The organism is Cedecea sp. NFIX57 (genome assembly GCF_900177785.1).
Taxonomy (GTDB): Bacteria; Pseudomonadota; Gammaproteobacteria; order Enterobacterales; family Enterobacteriaceae; genus Cedecea; species Cedecea neteri_C.
In genome coordinates, this window is sequence record NZ_FXAS01000027.1 from 1 (window position 1) to 18,886 (window position 18,886).

The 18,886-nt window shown below is 56.3% G+C and carries 20 protein-coding genes; 7 read left to right on the forward strand and 13 right to left on the reverse strand.

The features are described 5' to 3' along the window. Positions 1-139: 139 nt before the first annotated feature. The 6 genes from ruvB to aspS form a co-directional block, all read right to left on the reverse strand. Entirely contained in the window at positions 140-1,150 is a 1,011-nt protein-coding gene (ruvB, locus tag B9Y90_RS19635) for a Holliday junction branch migration DNA helicase RuvB (protein ID WP_008453938.1), read from the reverse strand. A gap of 8 nt (positions 1,151-1,158) precedes the next feature. Then, a complete protein-coding gene (ruvA, locus tag B9Y90_RS19640) occupies positions 1,159-1,770 on the reverse strand; it encodes a Holliday junction branch migration protein RuvA (RefSeq protein ID WP_008453936.1) in 612 nt (203 codons plus the stop codon). An 82-nt stretch (positions 1,771-1,852) separates the two neighbouring features. Then, positions 1,853-2,374 carry a crossover junction endodeoxyribonuclease RuvC gene (gene ruvC / locus B9Y90_RS19645; protein WP_016536954.1) on the reverse strand — a complete coding sequence of 174 codons (522 nt, stop codon included), beginning with the start codon at positions 2,372-2,374 and terminating at the stop codon, positions 1,853-1,855. A 40-nt stretch (positions 2,375-2,414) separates the two neighbouring features. After that, positions 2,415-3,155, reverse strand: coding sequence for a YebC/PmpR family DNA-binding transcriptional regulator (locus tag B9Y90_RS19650; protein ID WP_039294570.1), 741 nt, complete (start codon positions 3,153-3,155; stop codon positions 2,415-2,417). A gap of 23 nt (positions 3,156-3,178) precedes the next feature. Continuing rightward, positions 3,179-3,622 carry a dihydroneopterin triphosphate diphosphatase gene (gene nudB / locus B9Y90_RS19655; protein WP_085542264.1) on the reverse strand — a complete coding sequence of 148 codons (444 nt, stop codon included), beginning with the start codon at positions 3,620-3,622 and terminating at the stop codon, positions 3,179-3,181. Next, entirely contained in the window at positions 3,622-5,394 is a 1,773-nt protein-coding gene (aspS, locus tag B9Y90_RS19660; RefSeq protein ID WP_085542265.1) for an aspartate--tRNA ligase, read from the reverse strand. The genes nudB and aspS overlap by 1 nt, the downstream gene beginning before the upstream one ends. Positions 5,395-5,662: 268 nt before the next feature. Here aspS and B9Y90_RS19665 point away from each other — a divergent pair, with 268 nt between their 5' ends. From B9Y90_RS19665 to cmoB, 5 genes are all read left to right on the forward strand, one after another. After that, on the forward strand, positions 5,663-6,229 hold the full coding sequence (locus tag B9Y90_RS19665) for a hydrolase (RefSeq protein WP_085542266.1): 567 nt from the start codon (positions 5,663-5,665) through the stop codon (positions 6,227-6,229). After that, positions 6,226-7,044 carry a DUF72 domain-containing protein gene (locus tag B9Y90_RS19670; RefSeq protein ID WP_085542267.1) on the forward strand — a complete coding sequence of 273 codons (819 nt, stop codon included), beginning with the start codon at positions 6,226-6,228 and terminating at the stop codon, positions 7,042-7,044. The genes B9Y90_RS19665 and B9Y90_RS19670 overlap by 4 nt, the downstream gene beginning before the upstream one ends. A gap of 70 nt (positions 7,045-7,114) precedes the next feature. Further along, on the forward strand, positions 7,115-7,510 hold the full coding sequence (locus tag B9Y90_RS19675; protein WP_039294583.1) for an MAPEG family protein: 396 nt from the start codon (positions 7,115-7,117) through the stop codon (positions 7,508-7,510). A 39-nt stretch (positions 7,511-7,549) separates the two neighbouring features. Beyond that, positions 7,550-8,293, forward strand: a complete 744-nt coding sequence (gene cmoA, locus B9Y90_RS19680; RefSeq protein WP_039294586.1) for a carboxy-S-adenosyl-L-methionine synthase CmoA — start codon at positions 7,550-7,552, stop codon at positions 8,291-8,293. Further along, positions 8,290-9,261 (forward strand): tRNA 5-methoxyuridine(34)/uridine 5-oxyacetic acid(34) synthase CmoB, encoded by a 972-nt coding sequence (gene cmoB, locus B9Y90_RS19685; RefSeq protein ID WP_085542268.1) that lies wholly within the window; start codon positions 8,290-8,292, stop codon positions 9,259-9,261. The genes cmoA and cmoB overlap by 4 nt, the downstream gene beginning before the upstream one ends. Before the next feature lie 54 nt (positions 9,262-9,315). Here cmoB and B9Y90_RS19690 read toward each other — a convergent pair whose 3' ends face one another. Further along, positions 9,316-9,594 carry a YdgH/BhsA/McbA family protein gene (locus tag B9Y90_RS19690; RefSeq protein ID WP_039294590.1) on the reverse strand — a complete coding sequence of 93 codons (279 nt, stop codon included), beginning with the start codon at positions 9,592-9,594 and terminating at the stop codon, positions 9,316-9,318. Between the two features lie 225 nt (positions 9,595-9,819). Continuing rightward, on the reverse strand, positions 9,820-10,569 hold the full coding sequence (cutC, locus tag B9Y90_RS19695) for a copper homeostasis protein CutC (protein WP_085542269.1): 750 nt from the start codon (positions 10,567-10,569) through the stop codon (positions 9,820-9,822). A gap of 91 nt (positions 10,570-10,660) precedes the next feature. On the opposite strand from cutC, the gene B9Y90_RS19700 reads away from it, so the two are divergent. Then, positions 10,661-11,800 carry a MalY/PatB family protein gene (locus B9Y90_RS19700; RefSeq protein ID WP_085542270.1) on the forward strand — a complete coding sequence of 380 codons (1,140 nt, stop codon included), beginning with the start codon at positions 10,661-10,663 and terminating at the stop codon, positions 11,798-11,800. On the opposite strand, the gene B9Y90_RS19705 is transcribed toward B9Y90_RS19700, so the two are convergent. Then, positions 11,801-12,367: a VOC family protein gene (locus tag B9Y90_RS19705; RefSeq protein ID WP_085542271.1), complete on the reverse strand. Its 567-nt coding sequence runs from the start codon at positions 12,365-12,367 to the stop codon at positions 11,801-11,803. Positions 12,368-12,612: 245 nt separating this feature from the next. On the opposite strand from B9Y90_RS19705, the gene argS reads away from it, so the two are divergent. Then, positions 12,613-14,346, forward strand: a complete 1,734-nt coding sequence (gene argS, locus B9Y90_RS19710; RefSeq protein WP_085542272.1) for an arginine--tRNA ligase — start codon at positions 12,613-12,615, stop codon at positions 14,344-14,346. 122 nt (positions 14,347-14,468) lie between these two features. On the opposite strand, the gene flhE is transcribed toward argS, so the two are convergent. The 4 genes from flhE to cheZ form a co-directional block, all read right to left on the reverse strand. Beyond that, positions 14,469-14,864, reverse strand: a complete 396-nt coding sequence (gene flhE, locus B9Y90_RS19715; protein WP_085542273.1) for a flagellar protein FlhE — start codon at positions 14,862-14,864, stop codon at positions 14,469-14,471. After that, positions 14,865-16,943: a flagellar biosynthesis protein FlhA gene (gene flhA, locus B9Y90_RS19720; RefSeq protein ID WP_039294601.1), complete on the reverse strand. Its 2,079-nt coding sequence runs from the start codon at positions 16,941-16,943 to the stop codon at positions 14,865-14,867. After that, a complete protein-coding gene (gene flhB, locus B9Y90_RS19725; protein WP_008453902.1) occupies positions 16,936-18,087 on the reverse strand; it encodes a flagellar biosynthesis protein FlhB in 1,152 nt (383 codons plus the stop codon). The genes flhA and flhB overlap by 8 nt, the downstream gene beginning before the upstream one ends. Before the next feature lie 143 nt (positions 18,088-18,230). After that, complete coding sequence (cheZ, locus tag B9Y90_RS19730) at positions 18,231-18,881, reverse strand: protein phosphatase CheZ (protein ID WP_045782960.1); 651 nt, start codon at positions 18,879-18,881, stop codon at positions 18,231-18,233. Between the last annotated feature and the right edge of the window lie 5 nt (positions 18,882-18,886).

Here is an 18,886-nt window from a genome sequence, read left to right on the forward strand (position 1 = left end):
GCTGCGGGGAAAGTTCTCTGAGCATGGCGGTCAGTCCGTTTTTTGCACTGACCTTATTAGATCAAAGTCCCGGCCTCACGGCCAGGACTTTGTCATCAATCTGAAGGCGCCCTGAGGCGCCTTTTTTATTGCGGAATATTCACGGCTGAGCCGGAGGGACAATACCAAAGTGAGTCCAGGCCCGCGGCGTCGCAATACGCCCGCGCGGCGTTCGCTGCAGGAAACCCTGCTGAATCAGGAACGGCTCCAGCACATCCTCAATGGTTTCTCGCTCCTCGCCTATCGCTGCGGCAAGGTTATCCAGCCCAACCGGGCCGCCGAGGAACTTGTCGATCACCGCCAGCAACAGCTTACGGTCCATGTAATCAAACCCTTCGCTATCCACATTCAGCATGTCCAGCGCCTGCGCTGCTACTTCGGCAGTAATCGCCCCGTCATGCTTCACTTCGGCAAAGTCGCGCACGCGGCGAAGTAAACGGTTAGCAATACGCGGCGTACCGCGTGCGCGGCGGGCAACTTCCAGAGCACCATCATCGCTCATCTCCAGCCCAAGCACGCTGGCGCTGCGCCCGACAATATGCTGCAGATCGGCCACCTGATAAAATTCCAGGCGCTGCACAATGCCGAAACGGTCGCGCAGCGGCGAAGTCAGGGAGCCCGCGCGGGTGGTCGCGCCAATCAGGGTGAACGGAGGGAGATCGATTTTAATCGAACGTGCAGCGGGGCCTTCGCCAATCATGATATCCAGCTGATAGTCTTCCATCGCCGGATACAGCACTTCTTCCACCACCGGGGAAAGACGGTGAATCTCATCAATAAACAGTACGTCGTGAGGCTCAAGATTGGTCAGCATCGCCGCCAGATCGCCGGCTTTTTCCAGCACCGGACCGGAGGTGGTTCGCAAATTCACGCCCATCTCGTTGGCCACGATGTTAGCCAGGGTGGTTTTCCCCAGCCCCGGAGGGCCAAAAATCAGCAGATGATCGAGCGCATCGCCGCGCAGCTTGGCCGCCTGAATAAAGATTTCCATCTGCGAGCGCACGTGCGGCTGCCCGACATACTCTTCGAGCAGCTTCGGGCGAATGGCACGATCGATTAGCTCATCCTGGGTAATATTTCCTGGGGATACCAGGCGGTCTGCTTCAATCATCCTCTACCTCATAGCGCCGCGCGGAGCGCTTCGCGGATCAGGGTTTCGCTGTCGGCACCGGCGCGGCCCACTTTGCTGACCATACGGCTGGCTTCCTGTGGTTTATAGCCCAGAGAAACGAGGGCGGCAACGGCTTCCTGCTCCGCATCGTCCGCCTGGCCGTTATCCGGCGAGGTCAGCACCAGATCGGCCGCCGGCGTAAACAGGTCGCCATGCATGCCTTTGAAGCGGTCTTTCATTTCAACGATCAGGCGTTCGGCGGTTTTCTTACCCACGCCCGGTAGCTTGATCAGGGAGCCAATTTCTTCACGCTCGACGGCGTTAACAAATTGCTGAGCCGACATCCCGGAAAGAATAGCCAGCGCCAGTTTTGGCCCTACACCGTTTACTTTAATCAGCTCGCGAAACAGCGTCCGTTCCTGCTTATTGTTAAACCCGTAGAGCAGTTGAGCGTCTTCACGCACCACGAACTGAGTGAACACCACCGCTTCTTTGCCAATGTCCGGCAGCTCATAGAAGCAGGTCATCGGCATATAAACTTCGTAACCCACGCCGTTGGTTTCCAGCAATACCAATGGGGGCTGCTTTTCCAGAACGATGCCTCTGAGTCGACCTATCACATTGTGCTCCTGCGTTTTTACGTTGATGCGCGAAAAAGTAACGCTATGATATAAAAAAGGCTGGATAGATATCCAGCCTTAATTATTTTAATCGTCCCCGCGCCAGGTTGAGCCGCGATTCGCTCATCTGGGCCGCGTTTTGCGTCACATGGCAATGCGTGATGGCGATAGCCAACGCATCCGCCGCATCAGCTTGAGGATTAGCCGGAAGCTTAAGCAACGTGCGCACCATGTGCTGCACCTGACTTTTCTCCGCGCTGCCTATGCCCACCACGGTTTGCTTTACCTGACGTGCCGCGTACTCAAACACCGGCAGGTCCGCATTCACCGCCGCGACAATGGCCGCGCCGCGCGCCTGCCCCAGCTTAAGCGCGGAATCCGCATTTTTCGCCATAAACACCTGCTCGATGGCAAAATACTCGGGCTGGAACTGGGTAATGATTTCGCTCACCCCCGCGTAGATAAGCTTCAGACGCGAGGGTAAGTCGGCAACCTGCGTTCGGATACAGCCGCTACCCAGATAGGTCAACTGCCGCCCGGTCTGGCGAATAACGCCGTAACCGGTGACGCGTGACCCCGGGTCGATGCCGAGAATAATCGCCATCACGCGTCTCCTGAGTACAGGTCAGATATTGGCTGCGCCATTAAAGGGTAGCAGCCACCTCGTCGGAGATCTCACCGTTGTGGTAAACCTCCTGCACGTCATCACAATCTTCCAGCATGTCGATCAGACGCATCAGCTTAGGCGCGGTGTCCGCATCCATGTCTGCTTTGGTGGAAGGGATCATTGAAACTTCTGCGTTGTCCGCCTTCAGGCCCGCCGCTTCCAGCGCATCTTTCACTGCGCCCATCTCTTCCCACGCGGTGTAAACGTCGATAGCACCGTCATCGAAAGTCACGACGTCTTCAGCACCGGCTTCCAGCGCCGCTTCCATGATCTGATCTTCGTCGCCAGCTTCGAAGGAGATAACGCCTTTCTTGCTGAACAGATAAGCTACGGAGCCGTCGGTGCCCAGGTTCCCGCCGCATTTGTTGAACGCGTGGCGTACTTCGGCAACGGTACGGTTACGGTTGTCGCTCAGACATTCCACCATCACGGCAGAGCCGCCAGGGCCGTAACCTTCATAAATGATGGTTTCCATGTTCGCATCATCATCGCCGCCCACGCCACGTGCAATCGCACGGTTCAGGGTGTCGCGCGTCATGTTGTTTGACAACGCTTTATCGATAGCTGCGCGCAGACGCGGGTTAGACCCTGCATCGCCGCCGCCCAGACGGGCAGCCGTCACCAGCTCGCGAATAATTTTGGTGAAAATCTTACCGCGCTTGGCATCCTGTGCCGCTTTGCGGTGTTTCGTGTTGGCCCACTTACTATGACCTGCCATAACAATCTCCAAAAGCGCCTGTATCAGGCGGCATCAATTACAAACTCTTCAATCGCCTGCCGGTTGCTCCATGACTTGGTCATCAGGGCCGCCTCTTCGGCGGGCACCCATTTCCAGGCCAGATGTTCGGTAATCGTAATCTGGCGTTCATGAGGCAGCGCAAGACAGAACCACGATTCCGTATTGCGCGTGATCCCCGGCGCATAGCGATGACGCAAATGAGTAAATATCTCAAACTCCACCCGGCGCTGGCAGTCAACTAACGACAGAGGCTCATTGAACACGTCGATAGCGACCTCTTCCTTTACTTCACGCCGGGCGGCATGCAGCGCGCTTTCCCCTTCTTCGAGGCTGCCGGTGACCGACTGCCAAAAATCCGGATCGTCGCGCCGCTGTAACATCAGCACCCGCTTCGTATCTTCTGCGTAAATGACCACCAGAACCGAAACGGGACGCTTATAAGGCATCAGTTTTTCTCTGCCTTTTTGATGACTTCAATCCCCAGCTCGGCAAGCGAAGCCGGGTTAGCGAAGCTTGGTGCTTCGGTCATCAGACAGGCGGCAGCCGTGGTTTTCGGGAAGGCGATAACGTCACGGATGTTGTCGGTGCCGGTCAGCAGCATGGTCAGGCGATCCAGACCAAACGCCAGGCCTGCATGAGGCGGCGTGCCGTACTTCAGCGCATCCAGCAGGAAGCCAAATTTCTCGCGCTGTTCCTGCTCGTTGATGCCCAGAATGCCGAACACGGTCTGCTGCATCTGACCGTTGTGAATACGCACGGAGCCACCACCCACTTCGTAGCCGTTGATAACCATATCGTAGGCGTTGGCAATCGCGGTTTCCGGCTGAGCCGCCAGTTCTTCCGGCGTCATGTCTTTTGGCGCGGTGAACGGGTGATGCATCGCGGTCAGGCCGCCTTCACCGTTGTCTTCAAACATTGGGAAGTCAACCACCCACAGCGGTGCCCATTTTTTCTCATCGGTAATCTGCAGGTCTTTACCGATTTTCAGACGCAGTGCGCCCAGCGCGTCGGCAACCACTTTCTTGCTGTCCGCGCCGAAGAAGATCATGTCACCGTCGGCTGCGCCAGTACGTGCCAAGATAGCTTCAACGATATCCGCGTTCAGGAACTTGGCGACCGGGCTGGTGATGCCTTCAATGCCTTTCGCACGCTCGTTAACCTTGATGTACGCCAGGCCGCGAGCGCCGTAAATTTCAATGAACTTGCCGTAGTCGTCAATCTGTTTACGGCTGATCTGTGCGCCACCCGGCACACGCAGCGCGGCAACGCGGCCTTTCGCGTGGTTTGCCGGGCCAGAGAAGACTTTAAACTCTACGTCTTTGACCAGGTCAGCCACATCCACCAGCTCCAGCGGGTTACGCAGGTCCGGCTTGTCGGAACCGTAGCGGCGCTCAGCTTCGGCGAAAGTCATCACCGGGAAGTCGCCCAGGTCAACGTTAATGGTATTGATCCACAGTTTGCGCACCAGATCTTCCATCACTTCACGCACCTGTGGCGCGGTCATGAAGGACGTTTCAACGTCGATCTGGGTAAATTCTGGCTGACGGTCAGCGCGCAGGTCTTCGTCGCGGAAACATTTCACGATCTGATAGTAGCGGTCAAAGCCGGACATCATCAGCAGCTGTTTGAACAGCTGAGGAGACTGCGGCAACGCGTAGAATTTGCCTTTATGGACGCGTGAAGGCACCAGATAGTCACGTGCACCTTCTGGCGTGGCTTTGGTCAGCATTGGGGTTTCGATATCGAGGAAACCGTGGTCGTCCATAAAGCGGCGCACGAAGCTGGTAATTTTTGCACGAGTTTTCAGGCGCTGAGCCATTTCTGGGCGGCGAAGATCCAGATAACGGTACTTCAGGCGCGCTTCTTCGGTATTAACGTGGTTGGAGTCCAGCGGCAGCACGTCAGAGCGGTTGATGATGGTCAGTTCGGTGGCAAACACTTCCACTTCACCGGTCGCCATATCTTTATTAACGTTGCGCTCGTCGCGAGCACGCACGGTGCCAACAACCTGAATACAGAACTCATTACGCAGTTCAGAGGCGAGCTGGAACGCTTCCTGACGGTCCGGGTCGAAAAACACCTGCACGATGCCTTCACGATCGCGCATATCAATAAAGATAAGGCTACCGAGGTCACGGCGACGATTGACCCACCCACTAAGCGTTACTTGCTGTCCCACATGGGATTGATTGAGCTGCCCGCAATATACTGTACGCATGAGATATCCCTTAATCAGCTGCACGCGACCCGCCACCTGCGACGGCAGGCGCTTTGGTGGCAGCTATTTCGACTGTCACAACTGGATGAAAAAAGGGGGCTATTATACTGGAAATAATGGCTGGCGATAACCCCGAAACCGCCGACTGGCGCGAATCGCAGCGCCGATATTGCAGATTCTCACAAAAATTAACAAAATTTGTAAACTCAGCAACCTGGCTTCCAGCGTAAGGTATTGACCCTTAACCCCAATGTTAACCGGAGTCACAATGACACAACTCAACGCATCTCGTACTGCCCTGGTGGTGATTGACCTGCAGGACGGCATTTTACCGTTTGCCGGTGGCCCGCACGGCGCCAGCGACGTCGTGGCTCGTGCAGCGCGCCTGGCGGAAAAATTCCGCGCTAACGGTTCGCCGGTGGTGATGGTACGCGTGGGCTGGTCGGCCGATTACGCTGAAGCGCTAAAACAACCTGTTGATGCCGCCCCTCCGGGCCATGCCCTGCCTGAAAACTGGTGGAGCTATCCGACTGCGCTCGGTAAAAAAGAGAGCGACATTGAAGTCACTAAACGCCAGTGGGGCGCGTTTTACGGCACCGATCTCGAGCTACAATTGCGCCGCCGCGGCATCGACACCATCGTCCTTTGCGGCATTTCAACCAATATTGGCGTCGAGTCCACCGCCCGTAACGCCTGGGAAATGGGGTTCTCATTAGTTCTGGCTGAGGATGCCTGCAGCGCAGCCAGCGCCGAGCAGCATAATCACAGCCTTAAGTTCATCTTCCCGCGCATCTCCCGCATTCGCAGCACCGAAGAGATAATCGCTTCGCTATGATTTATATCGGCCTTCCTCAGTGGCAGCACCCGAAATGGAACCGGCTGGGCATCACGTCGCTGGAAGATTATGCTCGCCACTTCAACTGTGTGGAAGGCAACACCACGCTGTACGCTCTGCCAAAAGCGGAAATCGTACAGCGCTGGCGGGAAATGACAGGCGACAGTTTTCGCTTCTGTTTTAAATTTCCCGCCACCATTTCCCATACCGCAGCCCTTCGCAACTGCGGCGATCTCACCGCCGAGTTTTTCGAACGTATGTCACCACTGGCGGGCAGAATAGGCCAATACTGGCTGCAGTTACCTGCCACCTTCGGGCCTGGCGATCTCCCGTCGTTATGGAATTTTCTGGATGCATTGCCCGCAGAATTCACCTATGGCGTTGAAGTGCGGCACCCGGCCTTTTTCGACAAAGGTGCGGATGAACAGACGCTGAATCGCGGCCTGCATGAACGGAAAGTGAATCGTGCCATTCTCGACAGCCGCCCGATTCACAGCGCAGTACCGCACAACGAAGCGGTACGAGAGGCCCAGCGTAAAAAGCCCAAAGTCCCGGTGCATGCCATCGTGACCGCTTCAAACCCGCTGGTGCGGTTTATCGGCAGCGACAACATGGAACAAAACGCCGCCCTGTTCGATGTCTGGTTAAAAAAACTGCCAGAATGGGCGACGAAAACAACACCCTACCTGTTTCTGCACACCCCGGACATCGCCCAGGCGCCGGAGCTGGTTCATACCCTGTGGCCCGCGCTGCAGCACGCTTTCCCTGAAATAGGTGCCCCGCCCGCTATCCCACAGCAGGCCACACTTTTCTGACCACTAGCGACAGTGCTTCACTTGCGAGCTATCATAGCCTGAGCCGTAACTATTTCGACATGGAGTTAATATGGTAAGCGCGCTTTATGCGGTGCTGGCTGCTCTGCTGTTAATTAAGTTTTCGTTCGACGTTGTTCGCCTGCGAATGCAGTACCGCGTCTCCTACGGCGACGGTGGCTTTAGTGAACTCCAAAGCGCCATTCGCATTCACGGTAATGCGGTGGAATACATTCCCATTTCCCTGCTGCTTTTATTGCTGATGGAGATGGACGGCGCCGAAACCTGGATGGTGCATATTTGCGGTATTATGCTGCTGGCCGGACGCCTGCTGCATTACTACGGATACCATCATCGTCTTATTCGCTGGCGTCGTTCCGGCATGAGCGCCACCTGGTGCGCGCTGCTGCTGATGGTACTGGCTAACTTATGGTATATGCCGTGGGAGTTGGTTTTCTCGCTCCATTAACGCAAAATACGCCCCTTTCGAATTTCCGGATTTAACGTTATGTCTGACCGCGATACGCTGTTTTCCGCCCCGATAGCCAAACTGGGCGACTGGACCTTTGATGAACGGGTAGCCGAAGTCTTCCCCGATATGATCCAGCGCTCGGTGCCAGGTTACTCCAATATTATCTCCATGATTGGCATGCTGGCGGAGCGCTTCGTGCAGCCCCACAGCCAGGTTTACGACCTCGGCTGCTCTTTGGGCGCGGCAACATTATCGGTACGACGCAACATTCATCATGATAGCTGCAAAATCATCGCCGTCGACAACTCGCCGGCGATGGTCGAACGCTGCCGTCGTCATCTTGACGCCTTTAAAGCGCAAACGCCCGTCGAGGTCATCGAAGGCGATATCCGCCATATCGCCATCGAAAATGCCTCGATGGTGGTGCTGAATTTCACGCTGCAATTCCTTGAGCCCGACGACCGTCAACTGTTGCTGAATAAAATCTGGCAGGGCCTGAAGCCGGGCGGCGCGCTGGTGCTTTCCGAGAAATTCAGCTTTGAAGATGCCGAAGTCGGCGAACTGCTGTTTAACATGCACCACGACTTTAAGCGCGCCAACGGCTACAGCGAACTGGAAATCAGCCAGAAGCGCAGCATGCTGGAAAACGTGATGCTGACCGACTCGGTCGAAACCCATAAAAAACGCCTCAAGCAGGCGGGCTTTGAGCACGCCGAACTGTGGTTCCAGTGCTTTAACTTTGGCTCTCTGGTAGCCGTCAAATCCGGAGAAGTCGCGTGATTGATTTCGGTAATTTTTATCAGCTGATTGCAAAAAACCACCTGGCCCCGTGGCTGGAAACCCTGCCCGCGCAAATTGCCAGCTGGCAGCGTGAATCCCTGCACGGCCAGTTCAAGCACTGGTACAACACGGTGAACTATCTGCCGGAGATGACGCCTCATCGTCTGGACCTCTTGCACAGCGTCACCGCTGAATCTGCCACGCCGCTAAGCGAAGGCCAACAGCTTGGCATTGAAAAGCTGCTCCGCAACCTGATGCCCTGGCGCAAAGGGCCCTACTCACTGTATGGCGTAGATATCGACACCGAATGGCGCTCAGATCTTAAATGGGATCGCGTCTTGCGACATATCTCCCCTCTTGCCGGGCGAACCATCCTCGACGTGGGCTGCGGCAGCGGCTATCACCTGTGGCGCATGATTGGCGCAGGCGCGCAGTTGGCAGTTGGTATTGACCCGATGCAGCTGTTTATTTGCCAGTTCGAAGCCGTGCGCAAGCTGTTGGGCAACGATCAGCGCGCCCACGTTCTGCCGCTGGGTATTGAGCAGCTTCCGGAGCTGAATGCCTTTGATACCGTGTTCTCGATGGGCGTGCTTTACCATCGCCGCTCGCCGCTGGATCACCTCTGGCAGTTGAAAAATCAGCTGGTCAAAGAGGGAGAACTGGTGCTGGAAACGCTGGTCGTGGAAGGCGATGAAAATACCGTCTTAGTGCCGGGCGAGCGTTACGCGCAGATGCGCAACGTTTACTACATCCCGTCCGCGCTGGCATTGAAGAACTGGCTGGAGAAATGCGGTTTTGTCGACGTGAAAATTGTCGACCACTGCGTCACCACTCAGGAAGAACAGCGCCGCACGTCGTGGATGATCACCGAATCGCTGGGTGACTTCCTTGACCCGAACGACAGCAGCAAAACCATTGAAGGTTATCCTGCCCCGCGTCGTGCCGTTCTGGTAGCCCGCAAGCCATAATCCGCAAATAAAAAACCCGGCGCTGATTGCCGGGTTTTTTATCTTCGCTACCGTTTAGCGATAGACCTGTGCGGTTCCGCTCCACAGGCTGGAGTCGCTCGGGGTGCTTAGGCCAGTAATATTAATTTTGCTGCCGCCAATTTTTTCGGCTTTGACCTGGAGCTGATTGATGGCGTCATCGGTGCTACCGGATACGCCTCGAACGGACACAACGCCAATCTGCTCCTCACCAGCAGCGCTACCGTTAAGTACTTGAGGCAACGGTGCGGCAAAAGCGGCAGATGCAAAGACGGATGACAGAGCCAGGATGACAGTTGCAGTTATTTTTTTCATTTTTAATTCCCTCTAACATGGATAGTTGTCGGAGAGGATTATTCACAATGGGGTGTTTTGTAACGTCAGTGGCTGGCAAACGATGTTAAACAATGTGTGCAGAAAATGCAGAATCCGTTACACAACGCGTCACTGGTTACAAAATAAAAAAAGCCCCAGCAATACGCCGGGGCCTGGTACGAGCAAGCATCATATTGGGCGACATGATGCGCGGTAGAAATCTTTTCAGCGCGGCGAGTTTGCGCCCGCAAGCGCGTTTTTCATGGCCGCTACTACATCACCATCCACGCAGTAGCGATTAAATTCATCGGCTTCAGCATCGGCGCTCATCGACACGCCTGCTTTGCGATAGCGCATCGGGGAAGGCACCGACCGCCCCGCCGAGCTGTGCAGCTCCTCAATGCCGTTTGCAACAAACTTATTGAGGTTGCTCAGACGCACGCCTGCGCCAGCCATAATAATTGGAGCACCAGAATGCTGTTTTAGTTCCCGAAGAAGTGAGATTCCCGTTTCAGCCGTTTGCTGCTGCCCTGAAGTCAGTATTCTCGCTACGCCTAACGCCGCCAGTTGCTCAAACGCCTGCAGCGGATGATGGCACATATCAAAAGCCCGGTGGAACGTCACGGCCATGCCCTCAGCGGCCTGCATCACCTGCTCCATCCGCGGTAAATCAATATTGCCGTCTTCATCCAGCATCCCGATCACAAACCCAGGGAAACCGAGTTCGCGCACAAATGCAATATCCTCGAGCATGGTGGCAAATTCGCCGTCGGTGTAGCAAAAATCACCGCCGCGCGGGCGAATTATCGGATGCACCGGGATCGACACTTTCTTTCGCACCTGACGCAGCACGCCAGCAGAGGGTGTCAGCCCACCTTCTTTAGGCGCCGAGCAGAGTTCAATTCTGTCCGCACCCGCCTGTTCTGCAGTCACCGCACAATCTATTCCATAACAGCATATTTCAAGCAAAGCCATTGATTACTCCTGATAAAACCTGCAGTTCGCCGGTTGTGTCCCCGTCACTGAATGATAATCTTAAAAGAGGTTCACAAAAAGGTAGCGTACTATGGCATTCAATTTTGATGAAGGGATCGACAGGCGTCACACCGACAGTTCGAAGTGGAATAAATTTGCTGAAAACGTGCTGCCCATGTGGGTAGCTGATATGGATTTTCGCTCCCCGTCCTGCATTCTTGAGGCACTTCAGGCGCGCGTCCGGCACGGCGTATTTGGCTACGGCAAGCGCCCGCATGAACTGATAGATGTTCTCACCGAAAGACTCGCCAGCCGCTACCAGTGGCGCATCAAACCCGAATGGCTGGTCTTTTTGCCTGGCGTTGTTTCCGGCCTGAATCTCTGCGTTCGAGCCTTTACCGCCGCCTCTGAATCGACGATAGCCCCGACGCCGATATACCCGCCGTTTCGTAAAGCTTCCAACCTTGCACAGCGTACGCAGATTAACGCGCCGCTCAGGCTGAAAGAAAAACGCTGGATTCTCGAGCTTGAGGCATTAGCGGCTGGTATGACGGGGAATGAAAAACTATTAATGCTTTGCAACCCGCAGAACCCAGGCGGCACGGTTTACCGCCGTAACGAACTCGAGCAGCATCTGGCCTTTGCGCAGCGCCACGATTTAATTGTCTGTTCCGACGAAATCCACTGTGACTTATTGCTTGAGCCCGGCGTAACACACATTCCTTTCGCGACATTAAGTGAAGATGCTGCGCAGCGTTCGGTGACGCTACTCTCCCCGTCCAAAACCTTTAATATTGCCGGGCTTGGCGCCTCGGTGGCGGTTATTCCCAATCCTGAACTGCGGCGTAGATTCAAAGCCGCGCGGGCGGGCATTGTTCCGGAGGTAGATATTCTTGCCCTGACGGCGGCGGAAGCGGCCTGGCGAGACGGCGATGCGTGGCTGCAGGCGCTGCTGGTTTATCTGCGCGCTAACCGGGACAGGCTGACGCAAGCGGTAAATGCCACGCCAGGTTTAACGATGATATCGCCGGAAGCCACTTATCTCGGCTGGGTTGATGCCAGCGGATTAGGCATAGAGAACCCGGCGGAATTCTTCCTCAACGCCGGGCTGGGCTTTTCTCCCGGCATAGATTTTGGCGAGCAACAGTTTGTCCGAATCAATTTTGGCTGCACGGCGGCACTCCTTGATGAAGCCATCAACCGCCTGCAAAACGCGGTGCAACAGCGCTAATCAGTCGGCCTGTTCGCTGGCAACGATCTGCTCAATACTCCAGGGATGGAATTTGATGGTCACTTTACCGTCGGTGACCGCAAGCGTTGGGTTAGGCAATCTTTCGCGATCGCCTTTAGGCGAGCTGGTTTTCACCGAAATGCCCGTTTCACGCAGCCCGGCGTCAGACAACAAGTCCAGCGCCCGGGCGTTAAGCGTTGCTGGTTCGCCCGGCAGCACAATTTCAACGTGTTCCCAGCCTTCATGCGGGTAACGTTTTTCCCCAGGCCACGGCAGTTCCACAACCGTAAACCGCCAGTGTTCAACGCACACCGGCTCATCGAGCTTGAATAAACAGATCGGGCGGCCATTGATGATATTTTCACTCAGCAGCGTGCCACATTTTTCCAGCCCTGCACGCCAGCGTTCGGCAGTCGCGTTCTGGTGGCAGCGCAAAGAAATGTGATCGGCATCCAGGGGCGCAATCTCCAGCCCAAGCCGGGTGGCAAGTTCTGTTAACGCTTTCGTAAATCTTGGCAGATCTGCCGAAATATCATGCAGTTCATCTACCGCCTGCCAGTGTGCCATGCCGCCATCCTCTTTTTCAGAAACCGCGTAATCTACCCTGTTCCTGGCAGGTCGCCAACTCCCCGTCAGAGCCAAATACCGATGAATGGTTATTCATTGCGCCGTTAATAATAATTGCATTGCCCGCAAGCGAGGCTTTTGCTGACGTCAGAGCGCAAATAACGTTATACTCACGCCCTGTTTTCTTTCCTCATTTTTAGGCGGCCCTTGATGTGGCAGCCCAGTACAAATTGTAAGGTATCCCGGTGAATATTCAGTCTCTTCTCTCAGAAAAAGTCAGCCAGGCGCTGATTGCTGCAGGTGCGCCAGCGGACTGCGAACCGCAGGTTCGTCAGTCAGCAAAAGTCCAGTTCGGCGACTATCAGGCCAATGGCGTGATGTCCGTTGCCAAAACGCTGGGCATGCCGCCGCGACAGGTTGCAGAGAAGGTCATCGCTAACCTCGATCTAACCGGGATCGCCAGCAAAGTAGAGATTGCCGGTCCAGGCTTTATCAACATCTTCCTCGACCCGGCATTTCTGGCGAAAAACATCGATGAGGCCGTAGCGTCCGATCGCGTTGGCGTGAGCGTGTCTGAACCGCAAACTATCGTCGTCGACTATTCCGCGCCAAACGTTGCCAAAGAAATGCACGTGGGCCATATCCGCTCCACCATCATCGGTGACGCGGCAGTGCGTACCCTCGAGTTCCTTGGCCACAAAGTCATCCGTGCCAACCACGTTGGCGACTGGGGTACTCAGTTCGGCATGCTGATCGCGTTCCTGGAAAAACAACAGCAGGAAAACGCGGGCGAAATGGCGCTGGCCGACCTGGAAGAGTTTTACCGTGCGGCCAAAAAACACTACGACGAAGACGAAGTCTTTGCCGAGCGCGCCCGTGGTTACGTGGTTAAGCTACAGGGCGGCGATGAATACTGCCGTGAGATGTGGCGCAAGCTGGTCGACATCACCATGACGCAGAACCAGAAAACCTACGAACGCCTCAACGTGACGCTGACCCGCGATGATGTGATGGGCGAAAGCCTCTATAACCCAATGCTGCCGGGCATCGTCACTGATCTGAAAGAAAAAGGTCTGGCGGTAGAAAGCGAAGGCGCAACCGTGGTGTTCCTGGACGAGTTCAAGAACAAAGACGGCGACCCGATGGGTGTTATCATCCAGAAGAAAGATGGCGGGTACCTGTACACCACCACCGATATCGCCTGTGCCAAATATCGCTACGAAACCCTGCATGCCGACCGCGTGCTCTACTTCATCGACTCCCGTCAGCACCAGCACCTGATGCAGGCGTGGACCATCGTGCGTAAAGCAGGCTACGTGCCTGAGTCCGTCACCCTGGAACACCAGATGTTCGGCATGATGCTGGGCAAAGACGGCAAGCCGTTCAAAACCCGCTCCGGCGGCACCGTGAAGCTGACCGACCTGCTGGATGAGGCAATGGAGCGCGCCCGCGGTCTGGTTGCAGCGAAGAACCCGGACATGCCTGCGGACGAACTGGAAAACCTGGCCAAAGCCGTCGGCATTGGCGCGGTGAAATACGCCGACCTGTCCAAGAGCCGTACCACCGACTACATCTTCGACTGGGACAACATGCTGGCCTTCGAAGGGAACACCGCGCCGTACATGCAGTACGCTTACACCCGCGTCCTGTCCGTGTTCCGTAAAGCCGACCTCGACGAAGCTGAACTGCTGAAAGCGAAGGTCATCATTACAGAAGATCGTGAAGCCCAGTTGGCCGCCCGCCTGCTGCAGTTTGAAGAGACACTGAACGTGGTAGCTCGCGACGGTACGCCGCATGTGATGTGTGCCTATCTGTACGATGTTGCCGGCCTGTTCTCCGGCTTCTACGAGCACTGCCCGATTCTCAGCGCCGCCGATGAAGCGACCCGCAATAGCCGCCTGAAGCTGGCGCTGCTTACCGCAAAAACGCTGAAGCTGGGTCTGGACACGTTGGGTATCAACACCGTAGAACGTATGTAAGTCTCAGACGTAGAAACAACAAACCCGGCCACTGTGCCGGGTTTTCTTTTTTAGACGAATCAGACATTGTCAGGAGAACAATGCATTAACACGCATACAGCCCGGTTGGCGAAACCAGAGGCTTACTGGACGTAGTTAACGATAACCTGATTACTACGCACCCGCAGCGGCGGATACATAGAACCACCGCCCGGCACTTCCCAGACAAACCGTAAGGGCTGATTTGCATCGGTGTTGGTCAGGCCGCGCGTGGTGCCATTTTCCCCCTCAAGCGGGGTGCAATTCGTTGGCGAACAAAGTTTGACGGTCAGCCCCGCAGGCGTCGGGCCATCCAGCACGTAGGTCCAGGCAATCAGCGTCATTCTGCCGCTGACGGGCTGCATCGGTTTCAACGGGCGGGACGAGGCCGACACGCCCCGGTTGCTCAGGGTCACGCCAATGCCACTGTCCTGCCACGAGCCCTCACCTAACGCCAGCGCGCCAAACGGCACCAGCAGCATCAAAAGTAACGCTTTCATTTATTTCGCTCCGATTGTGGCCGTCATGCGGATGTTGCGGTTGTCGGACAGCTCCAGGCTAGAAAGCACCACCAGCTGCGGCAAGGTTCTGCGTAAGAAACGCGCCAGCAGCGGACGCAGGGCGTGGTTCACCAACAGCACCGGCGGCGCACCCAGCATTTCCTGGCGCTGTAACGCATCCTGAGTCTGTTCCAGCAGGCGATCCGCCAGCCCCGGTTCAAGACCGCCCCCGCCCTGCAGCGCCTGCAGCAGCAGACGTTCAAGGGAAGCATCCAGGCCGATAACCTGCACTTCACCGGTGCCAGGGAACCATTGCTGCGTGATAGCCCTGCCCAGCGCCACGCGAACCACGGCGGTAAGCTCATGCGGATCGCTTTGAATAGGCGCGTGCTCCGCCAGCGTTTCGAGAATGGTGCGCATATCGCGGATAGGCACCTTCTCTTCCAGCAGGTTTTGCAGCACTTTATGCAGCGTGGTCAGCGTCACCACTGCCGGGATGAGATCTTCCGTCAGCTTCGGCATTTCCTGCGTTACGCGGTCAAGCAGCTGCTGCGCTTCCTGACGGCCAAAAAGCTCTGGCGCAAACTGCCCGATAAGGTGGTTCAGGTGTGTGGCCACCACGGTACTCGCTTCAACCACGGTAAAGCCCTGAATCTGCGCCTGCTCTTTCAACGCGCTTTCAATCCAGATGGCAGCCAGGCCAAAGGCCGGATCAATGGTCGCCTCGCCCGGTAACGTCCCGGCGGCCGTGCCGGGGTTGATCGCCAGCCAGCGACCAGGATAAGCATCCCCGCTGCCGATTTCTACGCCCTTCATCAAAATACGGTAGCGCGCAGGGGGCAGATCCATATTGTCGCGGATATGCACCACCGGCGGCAGGAACCCCATCTCCTGGGCGAATTTTTTACGAATACTGCGAATACGGCCCAGCAGTTCGCCATCCTGCTGGAAATCCACCATCGGAATCAGACGATAACCCACTTCCATGCCCAGCGGATCTTCCAGCTGTACGTCATTCCAGGTGGCTTCCACAGCCTGAGCATTTTCCGGCATTTTCACCGGCTGAGGCGCTTCCGGCGCGGCCATCTGGCGGCCACGCATCCACCAGGCTAAGCCCAGTAACGCTGCGGTAAACAGCAGGAAAACAAAGTTCGGCATGCCCGGCACCATGCCGAGCAGTCCCAGTACGCCAGCGGCCAACAGCATCACGCGCGGGTTGTTGAACAGCTGGGTCACCATCTGCTCGCCGACGTCCTGGTCAGTCGCCACGCGGGTAACGATCACGCCCGCTGCGGTGGAAATCACCAGCGCCGGGATCTGCGCTACCAGGCCGTCACCGATGGTCAGCAACGTATAGCTCTGTGCTGCCGCCCCCATCGCCATATCGTGCTGGATAACCCCGACCATCAGGCCGCCCACCACGTTAATCACCATGATGATAAGCCCGGCCACGGCGTCGCCGCGCACAAACTTACTTGCCCCGTCCATCGAGCCGTAGAAATCCGCTTCCTGGGTCACTTCCGAGCGGCGTTTTTTCGCCTCCTCTTCACCAATGATCCCGGCGTTCAGATCGGCATCAATCGCCATCTGTTTACCCGGCATCCCGTCCAGCACAAAACGCGCTCCAACTTCGGCGATACGCCCTGCACCCTTGGTGATAACCATAAAGTTGATGATAACGAGGATGATAAACACCACGATACCGATGGCGAAGTTGCCGCCCACCAGGAAGTGGCCAAAGGCTTCAACCACTTTACCCGCCGCCGCCGCGCCGGTATGGCCTTCAAGCAGGATAATTCGGGTAGACGCTACGTTCAGCGCAAGGCGCAGCAAAGTGGTAAACAGCAGAATGGTCGGGAATGCCGCGAAATCCAGCGTGCGCTGGGTGAACATCGCCACCAGCAGCACCATGATCGACAGCGCGATGTTAAAGGTAAACAGCAGGTCGAGGACAAACGGCGGCAGCGGCAGCACCATCATCGACAGAATCAGCAGGATCAGTACCGGTCCCGCAAGAATTTGCCATTGCCCAGATTTCATGTTGCCCGGCAGGCGCAACATCGCAGCCAGATTAGCCATCGGAGTCCTTCTCGTTTGCAAAGTCCAGCGCCTCAGGCACCGGCAGATTTTCAGGTTTCTTCGGAATTAAACCGCCCGCTACGCGCCAGCGGCGCAGCTGCCAGACCCAGGCCAGCACTTCCGCCACGGCAGAATAAAGCTGGCCGGGGATCTGCTGCCCAATTTCCGCATGGCGGTACAGCGCACGCGCCAGCGGGGGGGCTTCCAGCATCGGGATGCGGTTTTCATTACCAATTTCTTTAATACGCTGAGCGATCAGTCCGGCACCTTTCGCCAGGACTTTAGGCGCGCTCATTTTGTTTTCGTCGTACTGCAGGGCCACCGCATAGTGGGTCGGGTTGGTCACAATAACGTCAGCTTTTGGCACATCGGCCATCATGCGACGGCGGGCAATGGCTCTTTGTTGCTGACGAATACGCCCTTTAATGTGCGGGTCACCCTCGTTCTGTTTGTACTCGTCACGAATGTCCTGGCGGGTCATGCGTAACTTTTTAATGTGGCTGTAGATCTGGAAGAAGACGTCAAATCCCACCATAGGGATGAGGCCCAGAATCACCAGCAGGGCGCAAAGCGCCACCATGTTGAGCGCGCTGGCCAGGGCAGTAACCGGAGACTCACTCATCAGGCGCATCATCGCCGGCCAGTTGTGCCACAAATACCAGGCGGCCACGCAGCCCACCAGCACCGCTTTCAGCAGCGCCTTGAGCAGCTCGGCTGCCGTCTGCATGGAAAACATTCGCTTAATACCGGCAATCGGGTTGAGCTTGCCGAGATTGAACTTGATCGACTTGGCGCTAAAGTTCACGCCCCCCAGCAGCATCGGCGCGGCTATCGCGACAATAACCAGGCCGGAGATCAGCGGCAGCAGCGCCATCACCGCAAGTTTTATCAAATGGCTAATCTGATTCACGATCAGGCTGGGGTCGTTGATGATTTTATGGTCAAAGTGCAAGCCATCAGACAGCATCGCGCCGAGCATCTTGCCCAGCGACGCTCCGCCCATCCAGATAATGCACAGCCCCACCAGCAACATCAGCAGGGAAGTCAGTTCACGGGAACGCGGGATCTGCCCCTCTTCACGCGCCTTTTCAAGTCGGTGGGCCGTGGGGGCTTCTGTTTTTTCCTGATCGCTATCTTCAGACACCGCAACAATCTCGTGGCCGCATTTTCAAGGACAGCATGCCAGAGCACGGTTGGGCTAATAGAGGAATTACAAACGTTTTTGTACGTTTATTTTGACGTTAACGAGCGGCCTCCCCCACGCACGTGAGAGCGGCCGCCGCTATTTTAAAAGCCTAAGCTGTCCAGCAAATCATCAACCTGATCCTGGCTTGCCACCACGCCGGCGGCGGTAGCATCAAGCTGCGGGCCGTTCAGCAAGCCTTCATTCACGCGCCTGGCGCGAGCGTCCGGCTCCGGCATGTTTTCCAACAGCACCATCAACAGCTGGCGTTCGATCTCCTGGATAACGTCCATCATGCGCTTGATAACCTGGCCGGTAAGGTCCTGGAAATCCTGCGCCATCATGATTTCCAGCAGTTGGGCGTTGGTGAAGCTGGTGTGCTCCGGGACGCCTGACAGGTAGCTGCGGGTATCGGTCACCAGTTCGCGCGCATCTTTCAGCTCGATCGGATTTTCAAACCATGCATCCCAGCGGCCGCTCAGCGCTTTCGCTTCGCTTTCCAGCTGGTTCTGGTGAGGCTGAGACAGCTCCACACAGTTCAGGGCGCGCTCGGCGGCCTGCGCGGTCATCTGCACGACATAGTCCAGGCGATCGCGGGCATCAGGAATAGCTTCAGCCGCTTCAGCAATAGCCTGGTCGAGCCCCAGTTCACGCAGGCTGTCGCGCAGCATACGGGTCAGGCTGCCGATACGTGCAATGATATCGGTCGGTGAATGCTCGTGTATCTCTGTTGCCGGGTTTGTTGATGAGTGCATTTGCG